Origin of the sequence: Streptomyces africanus (assembly GCF_030816955.1) — a bacterium.
Classification (GTDB): domain Bacteria; phylum Actinomycetota; class Actinomycetes; order Streptomycetales; family Streptomycetaceae; genus Streptomyces; species Streptomyces africanus.
Genome location: NZ_JAUSYP010000001.1, coordinates 2287200 through 2303052, shown reverse-complemented (window position 1 = coordinate 2303052; position 15853 = coordinate 2287200). Strand labels below are relative to the sequence as shown.

Below are 15853 nucleotides of genomic sequence, written 5' to 3'. Positions count from 1 at the left end.
CCTTCGCGCTGTGCCGTGTGCTACCGCGCCTGCGTTGAGCCGTCCTACCGCGCCCGCGTCGGGGGAGCCGGCAGCCGCGCGCCCTCCTTGGCCAGCGGGACTCCCTTGCCGTCCGAGTCCACGACCGCACGGTCGCCGAGCGGCTCGTCCAGCTGCACGGTCTTCTGGAACTGCTTCGCGATCATGATGCAGACCTTGCCCGGCCACGGGGTCGAGGTCACCGTGACCTTCACCTCGTCCCCGCTCTCGCTCGCCTTCACGTCGTAGTCGGAGCACACCCCGCCCGTGAAGGTCACCGTCAGCTCCGAGCCCTCGGCCCGGTAGCCGTCCACCTTCACGTCACGCGGCTCGGGAGCCGGCGTCGGCTTGTCACTCGGCCCGCTCGGCGTCGCGGAGGCCAGGTACTTCGGGTCGACCGCCGGGTACGTGACCGTGAACGGGTCCTTCGCGCCCGGCGCCGTCACCTCGAACAGCCAGGACGGCACCAGCGCCTGCCGTCCGTCCACGAAGTGCGAGGCCAGCCCGAACACCGCGTTCTCCACCGTCACCGCGTCCTGCTCGGGAGCGCCGCTCGCCGACGACCCGCAGGGCTGCTCCAGCCGGTCCTTCAGCGGCACGGGGCTCGCGCAGCCGCCGATGCCCATGCGGTGGTCGCCCGTCGGCCGCTTCTCCATCAGCTCCAGCGCCTTCGCGGCGCCGACCACGGGGTAGGTGTCCCCCTTCACCGGCGTCTTCAGCTGACCGCTGCCGCCGACGACCTCGCCGTCCGAGCCGACCGTGACCCCGGTCGTCCAGCCGTGCGTCGGCAGTCCGCCGACCTCGGGAGCGGCGTTCACCACCCGCTGGGCGCCCATGACCTGGCTCGCGTCGCGCTTCGCGTCGTCCTGACCCAACGCCTTCAGCACCGGCGCCGCGGCCTTCTCCGCCTCCGCCTCGCTCACCGGGCTGCCGCCGGACCGAGGAGCGGTGCAGGCGTCGGTGCCCTTGCAGTCGTCGGTGCCCGGGGCGTACCGGCTGAAGGTCCAGGCACCCGGCGCCTGCTTGTTCACCTGGAGGCTCGGCCCCGAGCCGTCCTGACCGGCCCCGACCTTCCAGGCCTCGCCCTGCGCCACCGGCGTCCCCTCGACCCCGAGGGCCTTCGCCAGCCGGGCCACGTCGTCCTTGGTGACCTGGCCCCGCGCCCGGTACACCGGGGCTTCGCCGGGACCCTCGGGCAGCGGGCCGTCGACCCGGTAGGTGGTGCCGTAGGGGTTCGGCTCACCGGGCGCGATGCCGTTGCCGCCGCCAGGCGTCGATTCCGCGTACCCGTCGAGCGCGAGCGGCGGGGGAGTGCCGTCCCCACTGGGCGCGCCGGGCGTCGCACCGCCGCCGGAGCCGCCGGAGGCGTTGGCCGCGAGCCAGGCTCCGCCACCGCCGATCAGCAGCACGGCGGCGGCGACGGAGGCGATGATCGCGGGCGTCCGCGACCGCCCGCCGCCCGGACGGACCAGGTGCTCTTCGTCGCGGGGCAGGTCGCTGTCGGGTGTGGCGGGTGTTTCCTCGTGGGCTTCCGGGGCCGGACCGGCTTCCTCGGCGTCGGCACTGCGAGTGCCGGCTTCGTCGGTGTCGGTGCCCCGGCCCTCGGGTGCGTCGCTCTTCCCGGCCGCGGTTTCCGGTGTGCTGGTCTCTTCGGCCTCGGCCGGCGCTTCGTCCGTCGTCTCCGACTCAGCAGCCCGCGCGTCAGCCCCCGAGGTCGCGGAAGCCTCGGTGGCCTCGGTTGCCTCAGCGGTGTCTGCCGAACCCCGCTCCTCGACCTCCGGGGTGTCGGCGGATCCGGCGCCGCCCACATCCCTGGCGTCGTCGTCGTTGTCGGGTCGCTCGGTGTTCACCGCATCGCTCCTTCGGCTGCACAGCTGTCCCATGGGACCCGGCCCGGGTCCGACACGGGCCGCTGTCGGGTCGTATCCCGCCTCCCCTTTACGGGGGACAGCGATGGGACGCAGCGGGGGAGCGCACGGTTCCCGTCAGCGCGCCGCTCAGTCCCCGTAGTCCGACATCGCGTCGAGCAGCCGCGCCGACGCCGGGGGTACGGTCACACCGTGGATCAGGGCCGGGGAGACCGGCCGGGAGGCGACCCGGTCGGGAACCGCCCAGTGGGGAGCCATCCGGGCGCCGTCGCCGGGCAGCGACGCCAGGTCGCCTTCGAGATCGACCGGAACGGGCACCTGGACCTTGAGGTTCGTCATATCCGCACCGTAGGCACGCCGGACCTCACGGAGAAAGATCTACTATCGGGTAGTTTCGATGCCTTCAGAGCCGCCCCGTCCACCCGATAGCGTGAAGCGTCAAGGTCCGCCTCCCTCAGGAGAGTCCACGCCGTGCGCATCGCAGTCACCGGCTCCATCGCCACCGACCACCTCATGACCTTCCCCGGCCGCTTCGCCGACCAGCTCGTAGCGGACCAGCTGCACACGGTCTCGCTGTCGTTCCTGGTCGACAAGCTCGACGTCCGCCGCGGCGGCGTCGCCGCGAACATCGCGTTCGGCATGGGACAGCTCGGCACCCGCCCGATCCTGGTCGGCGCCGCGGGCGCGGACTTCGACGAGTACCGGGCCTGGCTCGACCGGCACGGCGTCGACACCGACTCCGTCCGCATCTCCGACACGCTGCACACCGCCCGCTTCGTGTGCACCACCGACGCCGACCACAACCAGATCGGCTCCTTCTACACCGGCGCCATGAGCGAGGCCCGCCTCATCGAGCTGAAGACCGTCGCCGACCGCGTCGGCGGTCTCGACCTGGTCTCCATCGGCGCGGACGACCCGGAGGCCATGCTCCGCCACACCGAGGAGTGCCGCTCCCGGAACATCCCGTTCGCCGCCGACTTCTCCCAGCAGATCGCCCGGATGGACGGCGAGGAGATCCGCATCCTGCTGGACGGGGCGACGTACCTCTTCTCCAACGAGTACGAGAAGGGCCTCATCGAGTCCAAGACCGGCTGGACCGACGCGGAGATCCTCTCCAGGGTGGGCCACCGGGTGACCACCCTCGGCGCGAAGGGCGTGCGCATCGAGCGGGCCGGCGACGACCCGATCGAGGTCGGCACCCCGGACGAGGAGCGCAAGGCCGACCCGACCGGCGTCGGCGACGCCTTCCGCGCCGGGTTCCTCTCGGGGCTCGCCTGGGGCGTGTCCCTGGAGCGTGCCGCGCAGGTCGGCTGCATGCTGGCGACTCTCGTCATCGAGACGGTGGGGACGCAGGAGTACCAGTTGCGCCGCGGGCACTTCATGGAGCGGTTCACCAAGGCGTACGGGGACGAGGCCGCGGCGGAGGTGCAGGCGCACCTGGGCTGAGAGGCCGGCGCCGACCGCGTGGGGGCTGGTCGCGCCCACGCGGCGGAGCCGCACATCGACACAGCCCCGCGCCCCTGAGTTACTCAGCTCACCCGGCGGACCAGGTACGCGGTTCCTTTGTGCGCCGGTTCCTCGCCCACGTACTCCTGGCCCCTCATCTCGCACCACGCCGGGATGTCCAAGCGGGCCGCCTCGTCGTCCGACAGGACCCGGACCAGGCCGCCCACCCGCACGTCGCCGATGACCTTCGCCAGTTCGATCACCGGGATCGGGCAGCGCTTGCCGAGGGAGTCGACGACCAGGACGTCCTCCTCGCGGGCGATCTCGGAGGCGACCGGCGCCCCCAGCTTCTCCCGCACCGCCGCCACGGCCCGGGGGAGGACCTCCAGGAACCGCTCGACATCCTCCTCCGCCGCCCCCGGCGGCAGCGACACCCGTACGTTCCCCTCGCTCAGGACGCCCATCGCCCGGAGCACATGGCTCGGCGTCAGCGTGCTGCTCGTGCAGGACGATCCGGACGAGACGGAGAAATCCTCCCGATCCAGCTCGTGCAGCAGGGCCTCCCCGTCGACGTAGAGACAGGAGAAGGTGACGACGCCGGGCAGCCTGCGCACCGGGTCACCGACCACCTCGACGTCCGGCACCGCCTGCGGCACCCGCACCCGGATCCGCTCCGTCAGCTCCCGCAGCCGCGGGGCCTCCTGGGCGGCCTCGGCCCTTACGGCCCGCAGCGACGCGGCTGCCGCCACGATCGCCGGAATATTCTCAAAACCGGGTGCCCGCCCCGATTCCCGCTCGTCCACCGGCCCTTGCGGCGCGAATCGCACACCCTTGCGGACGACGAGCAGCCCGACCCCCGACGGCCCGCCCCACTTGTGGGCACTGGCCGTGAGCAGCGACCAGTCGCCCTCCACCGGCCCCCACCCCAGTGACTGCGCCGCGTCCACCAGCAGCGGCACGCCCGCCGCCCGGCACGCCTCGGCCACGGCCGGGACGGGCTGCTCCGTCCCCACCTCGTGGTTCGCGGACTGCAGACAGGCCAGCGCCGTGTCCGCGCGCAGGGCGGCCGCGTACGCCGACGGCTCCACCATCCCGGTGCGGTCCACCGCGATCTGTGTGACGGTCCCCCCGGCGGACTCGTGGAGCTCCGCCGAATGCAGTACCGAAGAGTGTTCGACCGCCGACACGATCAGGTGACGCCCGACCCGCCTCCGCCCGGCCAGCGTCCCGGCAATCCCCGTGTGCACGGCACGGGTTCCCGACGAGGTGAAGGTCAGCTCGTCCGGCCGGCATCCCACCGCCTCGGCGGCGGCCTCCCGCGCCGCGTCCAGCAGCACCCGGCCACGCCGCCCCTCCCTGTACAGACGCGCCGGATCCGCCCACCCCTCGTCGAGCGAGGCCAGCAGCGCCTGCCGGGCAACGGGGTGGAGAGGAGCACTCGAAGCAGCATCGAAGTAGGGCACACCTCAACGCTAAGCGCCCCAAAGGGGCGCGGGGAACTGCGCGCTCGCCCCCACGTACCCGCGGTCGCCGATTGGCGGAACTCCCGCCCTGGTGGGCGCCCGGCGTAACCCGCGGCGCGTTGGGCACCCCTCCCCGAGAACCCCCGGAGGGCGTCGGCTAGGGTTTGGTCCGCATAAACATCCAAACCCCTGCCCGACGCAGGGCGGCGACCGACCAGCGAGAAGGCCAGGCCGCAGCCGATCCGCGCGGGCGAGACTCTCGGGAAGGCGCTACGTGAGTCCCAACGGCTCCGACCGCTCGCCGCGGCGCCCGATGCGGCGGAAGCTGCTGCAGGCACTGACCGCGGGCCTGGTCTTGGCGACAGCCACCGGTTGCTCGTACAACTGGGAAGACTTCCCCCGCCTTGGTATGCCCACCCCGACCACGGAAGAGGCTCCGCGGATCCTCTCCCTGTGGCAGGGGTCCTGGGCGGCTGCGCTCGCCGTTGGCGTGCTGGTGTGGGGTCTGATCCTGTGGAGTGCTTTCTTCCACCGGCGCAGCCGCACCAAGGTCGAGGTTCCTCCGCAGACCCGGTACAACATGCCCATCGAGGCGCTGTACACCGTGGTCCCGCTCATCATCGTCTCGGTGCTGTTCTACTTCACCGCCCGCGACGAGTCCGAGCTGCTCAGCCTCAAGAAGAAGCCCGACGTCACGGTCAACGTGGTCGGCTTCCAGTGGAGCTGGTGCTTCAACTACATCGAGCCGGTCGCCGGTTCCACGGGTGACGCCAAGAAGTCCCCGGAGCTCGACGCGATCCCGGACCGGTTCAAGAAGGACTTCCCGGCAGGTGCCGGCGGCGTCTACGACTGCGGCACCCCCGGCACGCGGAACCCGCAGACCAACAACCCGGGCCCGACGCTCTGGCTGCCCAAGGGCAAGACCGTCCGCTTCGTCCTCACCTCGCGTGACGTCATCCACTCCTTCTGGGTGGTGCCGTTCCTGATGAAGCAGGACGTCATCCCGGGCCACACCAACGCCTTCGAGGTGACCCCCAACAAGGAGGGCACCTTCCTGGGCAAGTGCGCCGAGCTCTGCGGCGTCGACCACTCTCGGATGCTGTTCAACGTGAAGGTCGTCTCCCCCGAGCGCTACGAGCAGCACCTCAAGGACCTCGTGGACAAGCAGCAGAACGGTTACGTTCCTGCCGGCATCGCGCAGACGAGCCACGAGAAGAACCGGGAGACGAACAACCTGTGAGCATCCTCAACGAACCCCAGGGTGCCGCGGCAGCAGGGTCCCACTACCAGGACGAGCTGCCGGTCAGGCGCCAGAACCGCGGCAGCGTCGTGGTCAAGTGGCTGACGACGACGGACCACAAGACGATCGGCACGCTGTACCTGGCCACGTCGTTCGCGTTCTTCGTCATCGGCGGCGTGATGGCGCTGCTCATGCGCGCCGAGCTCGCCCGGCCCGGTCTGCAGATCATGTCGAACGAGCAGTTCAACCAGGCGTTCACGATGCACGGCACGATCATGCTGCTGATGTTCGCGACGCCGCTGTTCGCCGGCTTCGCGAACTGGATCATGCCGCTGCAGATCGGCGCGCCGGACGTGGCCTTCCCCCGGCTGAACATGTTCGCCTACTGGCTGTACCTGTTCGGCTCGCTCATCGCCGTGGGCGGCTTCCTCACGCCGCAGGGCGCGGCCGACTTCGGCTGGTTCGCCTACAGTCCGCTCTCGGACGCGATCCGCTCCCCGGGCATCGGCGCCGACATGTGGATCATGGGTCTGGCCTTCTCCGGCTTCGGCACCATCCTCGGCTCGGTCAACTTCATCACCACGATCATCTGCATGCGCGCCCCGGGCATGACCATGTTCCGCATGCCGATCTTCACCTGGAACGTGCTGCTGACCGGTGTGCTGGTCCTGCTCGCCTTCCCGGTCCTGGCCGCGGCCCTGTTCGCCCTGGAGGCGGACCGCAAGTTCGGTGCGCACGTCTTCGACTCCGCCAACGGCGGCGCGTTGCTGTGGCAGCACCTCTTCTGGTTCTTCGGCCATCCAGAGGTGTACATCATCGCGCTGCCGTTCTTCGGGATCATCTCCGAGGTCATCCCGGTCTTCTCCCGCAAGCCGATGTTCGGTTACACGGGTCTGATCGGCGCGACCATCGCGATCGCGGGTCTGTCCGTGACGGTGTGGGCGCACCACATGTACGTCACCGGCGGTGTGCTGCTGCCGTTCTTCTCCTTCATGACCTTCCTGATCGCGGTCCCGACCGGTGTGAAGTTCTTCAACTGGATCGGCACCATGTGGAAGGGTTCGCTGTCCTTCGAGACACCGATGCTGTGGGCGACCGGCTTCCTCATCACCTTCACCTTCGGTGGTCTGACCGGTGTCATCCTGGCCTCGCCGCCGATGGACTTCCACGTCTCCGACTCGTACTTCGTGGTGGCCCACTTCCACTACGTCGTCTTCGGCACCGTCGTCTTCGCGATGTTCTCCGGCTTCCACTTCTGGTGGCCGAAGTGGACCGGCAAGATGCTCGACGAGCGCCTCGGCAAGATCACCTTCTGGACGCTGTTCATCGGCTTCCACGGCACGTTCCTGGTCCAGCACTGGCTGGGTGCCGAGGGCATGCCGCGCCGGTACGCGGACTACCTCGCGGCCGACGGCTTCACCGCGCTGAACACGATCTCGACGATCAGCTCGTTCCTGCTCGGCATGTCGATCCTGCCGTTCTTCTACAACGTGTGGAAGACGGCCAAGTACGGCAAGCCGGTCGGCGTCGACGACCCGTGGGGCTACGGCCGCTCCCTGGAGTGGGCGACCTCCTGCCCGCCGCCGCGGCACAACTTCATCACCATGCCGCGGATCCGCAGTGAATCCCCGGCGTTCGACCTGCACCACCCGGAGATCGCCGCCCTCGACCAGCTCGAGAACGTCGGTCACGGCGAGAAGGCCATCGCTGGTGGCAAGGAGGCCGGCAAGTGAAGATCCAGGGCAAGATGTTCATGTGGCTGAGCGTCTTCGTCCTCGCCATGGCGGTCGTCTATGGCGTGTGGTCGAAGGAGCCGGCCGGTACCACGGCCCTCTTCCTGGCCTTCGGCCTGTGCATCATGATCGGCTTCTACCTCGGCTTCACGGCCAGGCGGGTCGACGTCGGTGCGCAGGACAACAAGGAGGCGGACGTCGCGGACGACGCCGGCGAGGTCGGGTTCTTCAGCCCGCACAGCTGGCAGCCGCTCTCCCTGGCCATCGGTGGCGCCCTCGCCTTCCTGGCCATCGCGATCGGCTGGTGGCTGCTGTACTTCTCGCTGCCGATCATCCTGGTCGGCATCTGGGGCTGGGTCTTCGAGTACTACCGCGGTGAGAGCCGCACCCAGTAACACGAGCCGAGCGCTCCAGGGGCCCGGACACTCCGCGAGGAGCGTCCGGGCCCCTGCTTTTGCCGCAATCCATGTCACTCGAACGAGTCACCCGGCGTGCCGCAGTTGACGCCGCTTCCTAGCGTGAGGTCATGAGCCACACAGCGATCTCCCGCCCCCGCACCGCCGTCAGTTGCACGCTGCTGGTGACAGCCCTCTGCGCGGGCGTCACGGCCTGCGGCTCGGACGGCAACCCGCTCTCCCACCGCCCCTACGACGCGGCGGACCAGATATCCTTCAACGCCCCCTCCGAGGGCCGCAAGAAGGCCGACCCGGACAAGCCCCTGGAAGTGGTCGCCGAGGACTCCGACGGGCGCATCACGGACGTCACGGCCCACGACGCCACGGGACGCTACGTGGCCGGCGAACTCTCCGCCGACGGCGGCCGCTGGCACAGCACCTCACCGCTCGCCGCCAACGCCAGCTACACGGTCCGGGTGAGCACCGAGGACGAGGACGGGGCGCCCGGCCGCAAGGTCCTCACCTTCGACACCGGTAAGCCCACCAGCAACAAGCGCCTCGACGTCACCTTCGGCCCCAAGGCGGGCACCTACGGCGTCGGCCAGCCCATCACGGCCGAGCTGAGCCAGCCCGTCAAGGACAGGTCCCAGCGGGCCGTCGTCGAACGGGCCCTGAAGGTCTCCTCCATGCCCGCCACGGAGGGCGCCTGGCACTGGGTGGACGACAAGGAGCTCCACTACCGCCCGAAGGACTACTGGCCCGCACAGGCCACCATCCAGGTCCGCAGCAACCTGGAGGGCATCAAGATCGGCGACCGTGTGCGGGGCGGCAAGGCCAAGCCGCTGACGATCAGCACGGCCGACAAGGTCATAGCCGTCACCGACGCCGCGGCCCACCAGATGACCGTCTACAAGAACGACGAGATCGTCCGGCAGATCCCGGTCACCACCGGCAGGCCGGGCTACGACACCCGCAACGGCGTCAAGGTCGTCCTCGCCAAGGAGGGCACCGTTCGGATGACCAGCGCCAGCATCGGCGCCTCGGACTTCTACGACCTGGTCGTCCACCACTCCGTGCGGGTCACCAACAGCGGCGAGTACGTGCACGCCGCCCCCTGGTCCGTCGGCTCCCAGGGCTACGCCAACGTCAGCCACGGCTGCACCGGCATGAGCACCGAGAACGCCGTCTGGTTCTACGACAACGTCCGCGAGGGCGACATCGTCAAGGTCATCAACTCCGGCGGCGACACGATGCCCCCCTTCGGCAACGGCTACGGCGACTGGAACCTCGAGTGGAAGCAGTGGCGCACAGGCAGCGCCCTCACAGCCGGCACCCCGGAGGGCCCGACACCGGCGGACAGGGCCCGTCTGAGACCGCAGAGTGCGTGACCGACCCAGGGGCGCGGGGAACTGCGCGACAAGCCACACACCACCCGCACCCGCCGACGACGAGGAAGCCCCGGGCTCCTAGGCGTTCAAAGCCGCCCTCGACCGCAACAAGGAAGCCAGCGCAGAGGCGAACTCCACCGGCTCCACCGGCAACGTCACCGCCGATTCAGCCCGGCTCCAGGTCGCCAGCCACGCATCCTGCGGCCGCCCGATGAGCAACAACACCGGCGGACAATCGAACACCTCGTCCTTGATCTGCCGACAGAGCCCCATGCCCCCCATCGGCACGGCCTCACCGTCCAGCACACAGACGTCGATCCCACCCCGGTCCAGCTCCCTGAGCACCGCGTCCGGAGTCGCACACTCCACGAACTCCACCAGAGGAACGTCCGGCGCCGGCCGCCGTCCCGTGGCGAGCCGCACCTGTTCGCGGGTGGTGGAGTCGTCGCTGTAGACCAGCACCGTGGCGGTCGGCTGCATTGTTCCTCCGTGACGTCAGCGTCGTAAGGACAGGCCCGTTGGGCCGGATGCTACTCCCTTGAACACCACGTCAACACCGGTACGACCGGGTCAGACACTCCGAACGGCACCCCCCGGAGTGAGGGCGGGATAAGCGACCGACATAATGTCGGTCGTGGCGACAGCAACGACAGTAGAAACCGGGCACGCGCACCCGTCGGTCAATCGGCCGAACCTCACCAGCGTCGGAACCATCATCTGGCTGAGTTCCGAGCTGATGTTCTTCGCGGCCCTCTTCGCGATGTACTTCACCCTGCGATCGGTGACGGGTCCCGATCACTGGAAGGAGATGGCTGCCCATCTCAACTTCCCGTTCTCGGCGACGAACACCACCATCCTGGTGCTCTCCTCACTCACCTGCCAGCTCGGCGTCTTCGCCGCCGAGCGCGGTGACGTGAAGAAGCTGCGGATGTGGTTCATCGTCACCTTCGTGATGGGTGCGATCTTCATCGGCGGTCAGGTCTTCGAGTACACCGAGCTGGTCAAGGACGCGGGCCTGTCCCTGTCCTCCGACCCGTACGGCTCGGTCTTCTACCTGACCACCGGCTTCCACGGCCTGCATGTGACGGGCGGTCTCATCGCCTTCCTGCTGGTCCTGGGCCGGACCTACGCGGCCCGGAGGTTCACCCACGAGCAGGCGACCGCCGCGATCGTCGTGTCCTATTACTGGCACTTCGTCGATGTCGTCTGGATCGGCCTCTTCGCCACGATCTACATGATCAAGTAGCGGGACCGCAGCGCGCGCCCGACGAGGCACGCATCCCAGAAGCACCGACGCAGAAGATCCTGACACCGGGGTAATCCGTGAAAAAGCTCTCCGCACGACGACGCCACCCGTTGGCGGCGGTCGTCGTCCTACTCCTCGCGCTGCTCTTCAGCGGGGGGCTGTACGCCGTGTTCGCACCCACGAGCAAGGCTGAGGCCGACGAAACCGCCCAGTCACTCACCATCGAGGAGGGCAAGAAGCTCTACTCGGTCGGCTGCGCCAGTTGCCACGGCACCGGCGGTCAGGGCACCTCCGACGGGCCGAGCCTGGTGGGTGTCGGCGCCGCCGCCGTCGACTTCCAGGTGGGCACCGGCCGTATGCCGGCCGCCACCTCCCAGGGCCCGCAGGTCCCGAAGAAGAAGAACATCTACAGCCAGGCCGAGATCGACCAGCTCGCGGCCTACATCGCCTCGCTGGGCGCCGGTCCTGCCGTCCCGACCGAGGAGCAGTACGGCCCCCAGGGAGCCGACATCGCCAAGGGCGGTGAGCTGTTCCGCACCAACTGCGCGCAGTGCCACAACTTCACCGGCAAGGGCGGTGCGCTGACGCACGGCAAGTACGCGCCGACCCTTGAGGGTGTCGCCCCGAAGCACATCTACGAGGCCATGGAGACCGGCCCGCAGAACATGCCGTCCTTCCCCGACACCACGCTGTCGGAGAAGAACAAGAAGGACATCATCGCGTACCTGGACGCGGTCAACAGCAGCAAGTCCGAGAGCCCCGGCGGCCTCGAGCTCGGCGGCCTCGGGCCGGTCAGCGAGGGCCTGTTCGGCTGGATCTTCGGTCTCGGCGGGCTGATCGCCGTCGCCGTGTGGGTCGCCGCCCGGACCGCAAAGGCCAAGAAGTCATGAGTAGCCAAGACATTCCAGAAGAGAACCTGCCTGCTGAGCAGTCCGAGCAGTCCGCAGGACATGACGAGCACGGGCACGGGGCGCTGAGCCCCGCGGACGAGCACCCGTTCGCCGACCCGGGCCTGCCTCCCCACGAGCACCGGATCCAGGACGTCGACGAGCGGGCCGCCAAGCGGTCCGAGCGCTCGGTCGCCCTGATGTTCACGGTGTCGATGCTGGCCACCATCGCCTTCATCGCCTCGTTCGTGGCGATCCCGGTCGACAAGTCGGTCTACATCTTCCCGCTGGGCCACATCAGCGCGCTGAACTTCGCGCTGGGCCTGACGCTCGGCATCGCGCTGTTCTGCATCGGCGCGGGCGCGGTCCACTGGGCCCGCACCCTGATGTCCGACGTGGAGATCGCCGACGAGCGGCACCCGATCGAGGCGGAGCCCGAGGTTCGCGAGAAGGTCTTCGCGGACTTCCAGCAGGGCGCCAAGGAGTCCGCGCTCGGCCGCCGCAAGCTGATCCGCAACACCATGTTCGGCGCGCTCACGCTGGTGCCGCTCTCCGGTGTCGTGCTGCTGCGCGACCTCGGCCCGCTGCCCGAGGACAAGCTGCGTCACACGCTCTGGTCCAAGGGCAAGCTGCTCGTCAACATGAACACGAACGAGCCGCTGCGTCCGTCGGACGTTGCGGTCGGCTCGCTGACCTTCGCCAAGCCCGAGGGCCTGGAGGAGCACGACCACGAGTTCCAGAACGAGATCGCCAAGGCCGCCCTGATGATCGTCCGGATCCAACCGGACAACATCAAGGACAAGCGCGAGCTCGAGTGGTCGCACGAGGGCATCGTCGCGTACTCGAAGATCTGCACCCACGTCGGTTGCCCGATCTCCCTGTACGAGCAGCAGACGCACCACGTGCTCTGCCCCTGCCACCAGTCCACCTTCGACCTGTCCGACGGTGCCCGAGTGATCTTCGGTCCCGCCGGTCACGCCCTGCCGCAGCTGCGCATCGGCGTGAACGACGAGGGCTACCTCGAGGCGCTCGGCGACTTCGAAGAGCCCGTCGGTCCTGCCTTCTGGGAGCGCGGATGAGTAACAAGGACGACCGCCGCAAGGCACCCGCCGGAGAGCGGGTCGCCGACTGGGCCGACGGCCGCCTGGGGATCTACTCCCTGGCCAAGGCCAACATGCGCAAGATCTTCCCGGACCACTGGTCCTTCATGCTGGGTGAGATCTGCCTCTACAGCTTCATCATCATCATCCTGACGGGTGTGTACCTGACGCTGTTCTTCCACCCGTCGATGAACGAGGTGGAGTACCACGGCAGCTACGTCCCGCTCCAGGGGCAGCTGATGTCGGAGGCGTTCGCCTCCACCCTGGACATCAGCTTCGACGTGCGCGGTGGTCTGCTCATCCGGCAGATCCACCACTGGGCGGCGATCATCTTCCTCGCCGGCATGTTCGTGCACATGATGCGCGTCTTCTTCACCGGCGCGTTCCGCAAGCCGCGCGAGATCAACTGGATGTTCGGCTTCCTGCTGTTCGTCCTGGGCATGTTCACCGGTTTCACCGGCTACTCGCTCCCGGACGACCTGCTCTCCGGCACCGGTGTCCGCTTCACGCAGGGCGCGATCCTGTCCGTGCCGATCGTCGGTACGTACATCTCGATGTTCCTGTTCGGCGGGGAGTTCCCGGGTACCGACTTCGTCGCCCGGTTCTACTCGATCCACATCCTGCTGCTGCCGGGCATCATGCTCGGGCTCGTGGTCGGCCACCTGATCCTGGTCGTCTACCACAAGCACACGCAGTACGCGGGTCCCGGCCGGACGAACAAGAACGTCGTCGGCATGCCGCTGCTGCCGGTCTACATGGCCAAGGCCGGAGGCTACTTCTTCCTGGTCTTCGGCGTCATCGCGGCCCTCGCCGGCATCGCGACCGTCAACCCCATCTGGGTCCTGGGCCCCTACCGGCCCGACCAGGTGTCGACGGGCGCGCAGCCCGACTGGTACATGGGCTTCGCCGAGGGTCTGGTCCGGGCGATGCCGGGCTGGGAGATCAACCTCTGGGGCCACACGCTCGTCCTGGGCGTGTTCATCCCGCTGGTCCTCTTCGGCCTGTTCCTCGGGATCATCGCCCTCTACCCGTTCATCGAGTCGTGGGTCACCGGGGACAAGCGCGAGCACCACATCCTGGACCGGCCGCGCAACGCCCCGACGCGCACCGCCTTCGGTGTCGCCTGGGTCACCGGCTACATGATCATGCTGATCGGCGGTGGCAACGACATCTTCGCCACCCACTTCCATCTGTCGATCAACTCGGTCACCTGGTTCGTCCGGATCGGGTTCTTCCTCGGACCGGTCGTCGCCTTCATCATCACCAAGCGCATCTGCCTCGGCCTCCAGCGCCGCGACAAGGAGAAGGTGCTGCACGGCCGCGAGTCGGGCATCATCAAGCGCCTGCCGCACGGTGAGTTCATCGAGGTGCACGAGCCGCTCAGCCAGGAGCAGATGTACACGCTCACGGCGCACGAGCAGTACAAGCCGGTCGAGATCGGCCCGACGGTCGACGAGAACGGTGTCGAGCGCAAGGTGAAGGGCTCCGAGAAGCTGCGCGCCAAGCTCAGCGAGTCCTACTACGGCGAGGGAGCCCAGATCCCGAAGCCGACCGCCGAGGAGTACCGGGAGATCACGAGCGGCCACGGCCACCACTGATCACTGCTTCGCCACGCCACAGAAGGGCCCCGTCCGGTGTTCGGACGGGGCCCTTCGCGTGCCCTGGGGCTGGATAGGGTGGACCTCGTTGAGACTCTCGTCCCGTAGTGCGGGACGCCTGACCCTGGAGCGGCTTATGAGCGCTGTGACCCCCGCTGGAGGCGACACCGCGGCGGGCCGCTCCTGGCCCCTGCTGTTGAACGGTCTGCTGGACCGCCGGGACCTGACCGCCGACGACACCGCGTGGGCGATGGACCTGATCATGCGCGGCGAGGCGACGGACGCCCAGATCGCCGGACTGGTGGTGGCGCTGCGGGCCAAGGGCGAGACCGTCGAGGAGATCGCCGGGTTCGTCCGGGCGATGTACGAGCACGCGAACGTCATCGAGGTGCCGGGCCCGGCCGTCGACATCGTCGGCACGGGCGGCGACGGGGCGAAGACCGTCAACATCTCCACCATGTCGGCGATCGTCATCGCCGGCACGGGCGCGAAGGTCGTCAAGCACGGCAACCGCGCGGCGTCGTCGGCGTCCGGGGCGTCGGACGTGCTGGAGAAGCTCGGCGTCAACCTGGAGCTGCCGACGCACCGGGTGGCCCAGGTCGCCGAGGAGGCCGGGATCACCTTCTGCTTCGCGGCGAAGTTCCACCCGGCGATGCGCCATGTGGGCGCCGCGCGCGGCCAGTTGGGCATCCGGACGATCTTCAACGTCCTCGGTCCGCTGACCAACCCGGCGAAGGTGCGGGCCCAGGCCGTCGGTGTCGCGGACCCGCGCATGGCACCGATCGTCGCGGGCGTCTTCGCCGAGCGCGGCCACTCGTCCCTGGTCTTCCGAGGTGACGACGGCCTCGACGAACTGACCACCACCGCCACGTCCAGAGTGTGGGTCGTCCGCGACGGCAAGGTGACCGAGGAGGCCTTCGACCCGCGCGACGTGGGCCTCGAACTCGTCCCCGTCGAGGCGCTGCGCGGCGCCGACGCCTCCTACAACGCGGAGGTCGCCCGCCGTCTGCTGGACGGCGAGACGGGCCCAGTGCGCGACGCCGTCCTGCTGAACTCGGCGGCGGCCCTGGTGGCCCTCGAACCCGGCCCGGGGACACTCGCCGAGCAGATCGGCGCCGGCATGGCGAAGGCGGCCGCATCGATCGACTCCGGGGCCGCCAAGCGGACCCTGGAGCGGTGGGTGGCGGCGAGCAACGCGTAGGGCTGTCTGACGCCGGGTGTCCCGCAATCCGGACTCGGGTTGCGGGACGCCGATCTTTTCGCGTACGTTCCTGACCAGGTCATGAGTGACAGTCATGAGGCCCCGGCCGACTGTCCGGCAACCCTCCGTCCGTGGCGGGGTGCCCCGGGTGAAGACCAGGCCGCAGGCAGCGAGGTCTGTGGCAAGCGCGTGACGAGGAGTCTCTCGTGAACCAGCGAATGCGATAGGGCCGCAGAGCCCCGCCTCCGCACCCCTCTTTCCTTCACCCCC

General features: G+C 69.0%; 14 protein-coding genes and 1 riboswitch. Of the genes, 10 read left to right on the top strand and 4 right to left on the bottom strand.

Annotated elements, in window-relative coordinates; translation table 11 throughout:
- Positions 1-44: 44 nt before the first annotated feature.
- Both QF034_RS10740 and QF034_RS10735 read right to left on the bottom strand, forming a co-directional pair.
- On the bottom strand, positions 45-1868 hold the full coding sequence (locus QF034_RS10740; RefSeq protein ID WP_307174716.1) for a hypothetical protein: 1824 nt from the start codon (positions 1866-1868) through the stop codon (positions 45-47).
- Between the two features lie 147 nt (positions 1869-2015).
- Positions 2016-2225, bottom strand: coding sequence for a hypothetical protein (locus tag QF034_RS10735; RefSeq protein ID WP_184982950.1), 210 nt, complete (start codon positions 2223-2225; stop codon positions 2016-2018).
- 132 nt (positions 2226-2357) lie between these two features.
- Between QF034_RS10735 and QF034_RS10730 the strand changes: the two genes are divergently transcribed.
- The gene (locus tag QF034_RS10730; protein WP_086561377.1) at positions 2358-3332 is read left to right on the top strand and encodes a carbohydrate kinase family protein; all 975 of its coding nucleotides are present in this window, start codon (positions 2358-2360) and stop codon (positions 3330-3332) included.
- A gap of 83 nt (positions 3333-3415) precedes the next feature.
- On the opposite strand, the gene QF034_RS10725 is transcribed toward QF034_RS10730, so the two are convergent.
- Entirely contained in the window at positions 3416-4795 is a 1380-nt protein-coding gene (locus QF034_RS10725) for a cysteine desulfurase/sulfurtransferase TusA family protein (RefSeq protein ID WP_307174715.1), read from the bottom strand.
- A gap of 274 nt (positions 4796-5069) precedes the next feature.
- On the opposite strand from QF034_RS10725, the gene ctaC reads away from it, so the two are divergent.
- From ctaC to QF034_RS10705, 4 genes are all read left to right on the top strand, one after another.
- Positions 5070-6035 (top strand): aa3-type cytochrome oxidase subunit II, encoded by a 966-nt coding sequence (ctaC, locus tag QF034_RS10720; protein ID WP_279542157.1) that lies wholly within the window; start codon positions 5070-5072, stop codon positions 6033-6035.
- Entirely contained in the window at positions 6032-7768 is a 1737-nt protein-coding gene (gene ctaD, locus QF034_RS10715) for an aa3-type cytochrome oxidase subunit I (RefSeq protein WP_307174714.1), read from the top strand. The genes ctaC and ctaD overlap by 4 nt, the downstream gene beginning before the upstream one ends.
- Positions 7765-8163, top strand: coding sequence for a cytochrome c oxidase subunit 4 (locus tag QF034_RS10710; protein WP_086564613.1), 399 nt, complete (start codon positions 7765-7767; stop codon positions 8161-8163). Before ctaD ends, QF034_RS10710 begins: the two co-directional genes overlap by 4 nt.
- 131 nt (positions 8164-8294) lie before the next feature.
- Positions 8295-9551 carry a L,D-transpeptidase gene (locus QF034_RS10705; RefSeq protein ID WP_307174713.1) on the top strand — a complete coding sequence of 419 codons (1257 nt, stop codon included), beginning with the start codon at positions 8295-8297 and terminating at the stop codon, positions 9549-9551.
- Between the two features lie 78 nt (positions 9552-9629).
- Here QF034_RS10705 and QF034_RS10700 read toward each other — a convergent pair whose 3' ends face one another.
- Positions 9630-10031: a response regulator gene (locus tag QF034_RS10700; protein WP_307174712.1), complete on the bottom strand. Its 402-nt coding sequence runs from the start codon at positions 10029-10031 to the stop codon at positions 9630-9632.
- Between the two features lie 145 nt (positions 10032-10176).
- On the opposite strand from QF034_RS10700, the gene ctaE reads away from it, so the two are divergent.
- The 5 genes from ctaE (at position 10177) to trpD (ending at position 15583) form a co-directional block, all read left to right on the top strand.
- Complete coding sequence (gene ctaE / locus QF034_RS10695) at positions 10177-10797, top strand: aa3-type cytochrome oxidase subunit III (RefSeq protein WP_020272940.1); 621 nt, start codon at positions 10177-10179, stop codon at positions 10795-10797.
- Between the two features lie 77 nt (positions 10798-10874).
- Entirely contained in the window at positions 10875-11687 is an 813-nt protein-coding gene (gene qcrC / locus QF034_RS10690; RefSeq protein WP_307174711.1) for a cytochrome bc1 complex diheme cytochrome c subunit, read from the top strand.
- Positions 11684-12763 carry a cytochrome bc1 complex Rieske iron-sulfur subunit gene (qcrA, locus tag QF034_RS10685; RefSeq protein WP_307174710.1) on the top strand — a complete coding sequence of 360 codons (1080 nt, stop codon included), beginning with the start codon at positions 11684-11686 and terminating at the stop codon, positions 12761-12763. Before qcrC ends, qcrA begins: the two co-directional genes overlap by 4 nt.
- Positions 12760-14382: a cytochrome bc1 complex cytochrome b subunit gene (gene qcrB / locus QF034_RS10680; protein WP_307174709.1), complete on the top strand. Its 1623-nt coding sequence runs from the start codon at positions 12760-12762 to the stop codon at positions 14380-14382. Before qcrA ends, qcrB begins: the two co-directional genes overlap by 4 nt.
- Before the next feature lie 136 nt (positions 14383-14518).
- Positions 14519-15583 carry an anthranilate phosphoribosyltransferase gene (gene trpD, locus QF034_RS10675; RefSeq protein WP_307174708.1) on the top strand — a complete coding sequence of 355 codons (1065 nt, stop codon included), beginning with the start codon at positions 14519-14521 and terminating at the stop codon, positions 15581-15583.
- Positions 15584-15660: 77 nt separating this feature from the next.
- Positions 15661-15777, top strand: a riboswitch (SAM riboswitch).
- The last annotated feature ends 76 nt before the right edge of the window (positions 15778-15853 follow it).

Bases quoted from the DNA above. Each gene is read 5' to 3' on its own strand.
- QF034_RS10735 (WP_184982950.1), bottom strand. From the start codon at position 2,225: ATGACGAACCTCAAGGTCCAGGTGCCCGTTCCGGTCGATCTCGAAGGC.
- QF034_RS10705 (WP_307174713.1), top strand. From the start codon at position 8,295: ATGAGCCACACAGCGATCTCCCGCCCCCGCACCGCCGTCAGTTGCACG.
- QF034_RS10700 (WP_307174712.1), bottom strand. From the start codon at position 10,031: ATGCAGCCGACCGCCACGGTGCTGGTCTACAGCGACGACTCCACCACC.
- ctaE (WP_020272940.1), top strand. From the start codon at position 10,177: ATGTCGGTCGTGGCGACAGCAACGACAGTAGAAACCGGGCACGCGCAC.
- qcrA (WP_307174710.1), top strand. From the start codon at position 11,684: ATGAGTAGCCAAGACATTCCAGAAGAGAACCTGCCTGCTGAGCAGTCC.
- qcrB (WP_307174709.1), top strand. From the start codon at position 12,760: ATGAGTAACAAGGACGACCGCCGCAAGGCACCCGCCGGAGAGCGGGTC.
- trpD (WP_307174708.1), top strand. From the start codon at position 14,519: ATGAGCGCTGTGACCCCCGCTGGAGGCGACACCGCGGCGGGCCGCTCC.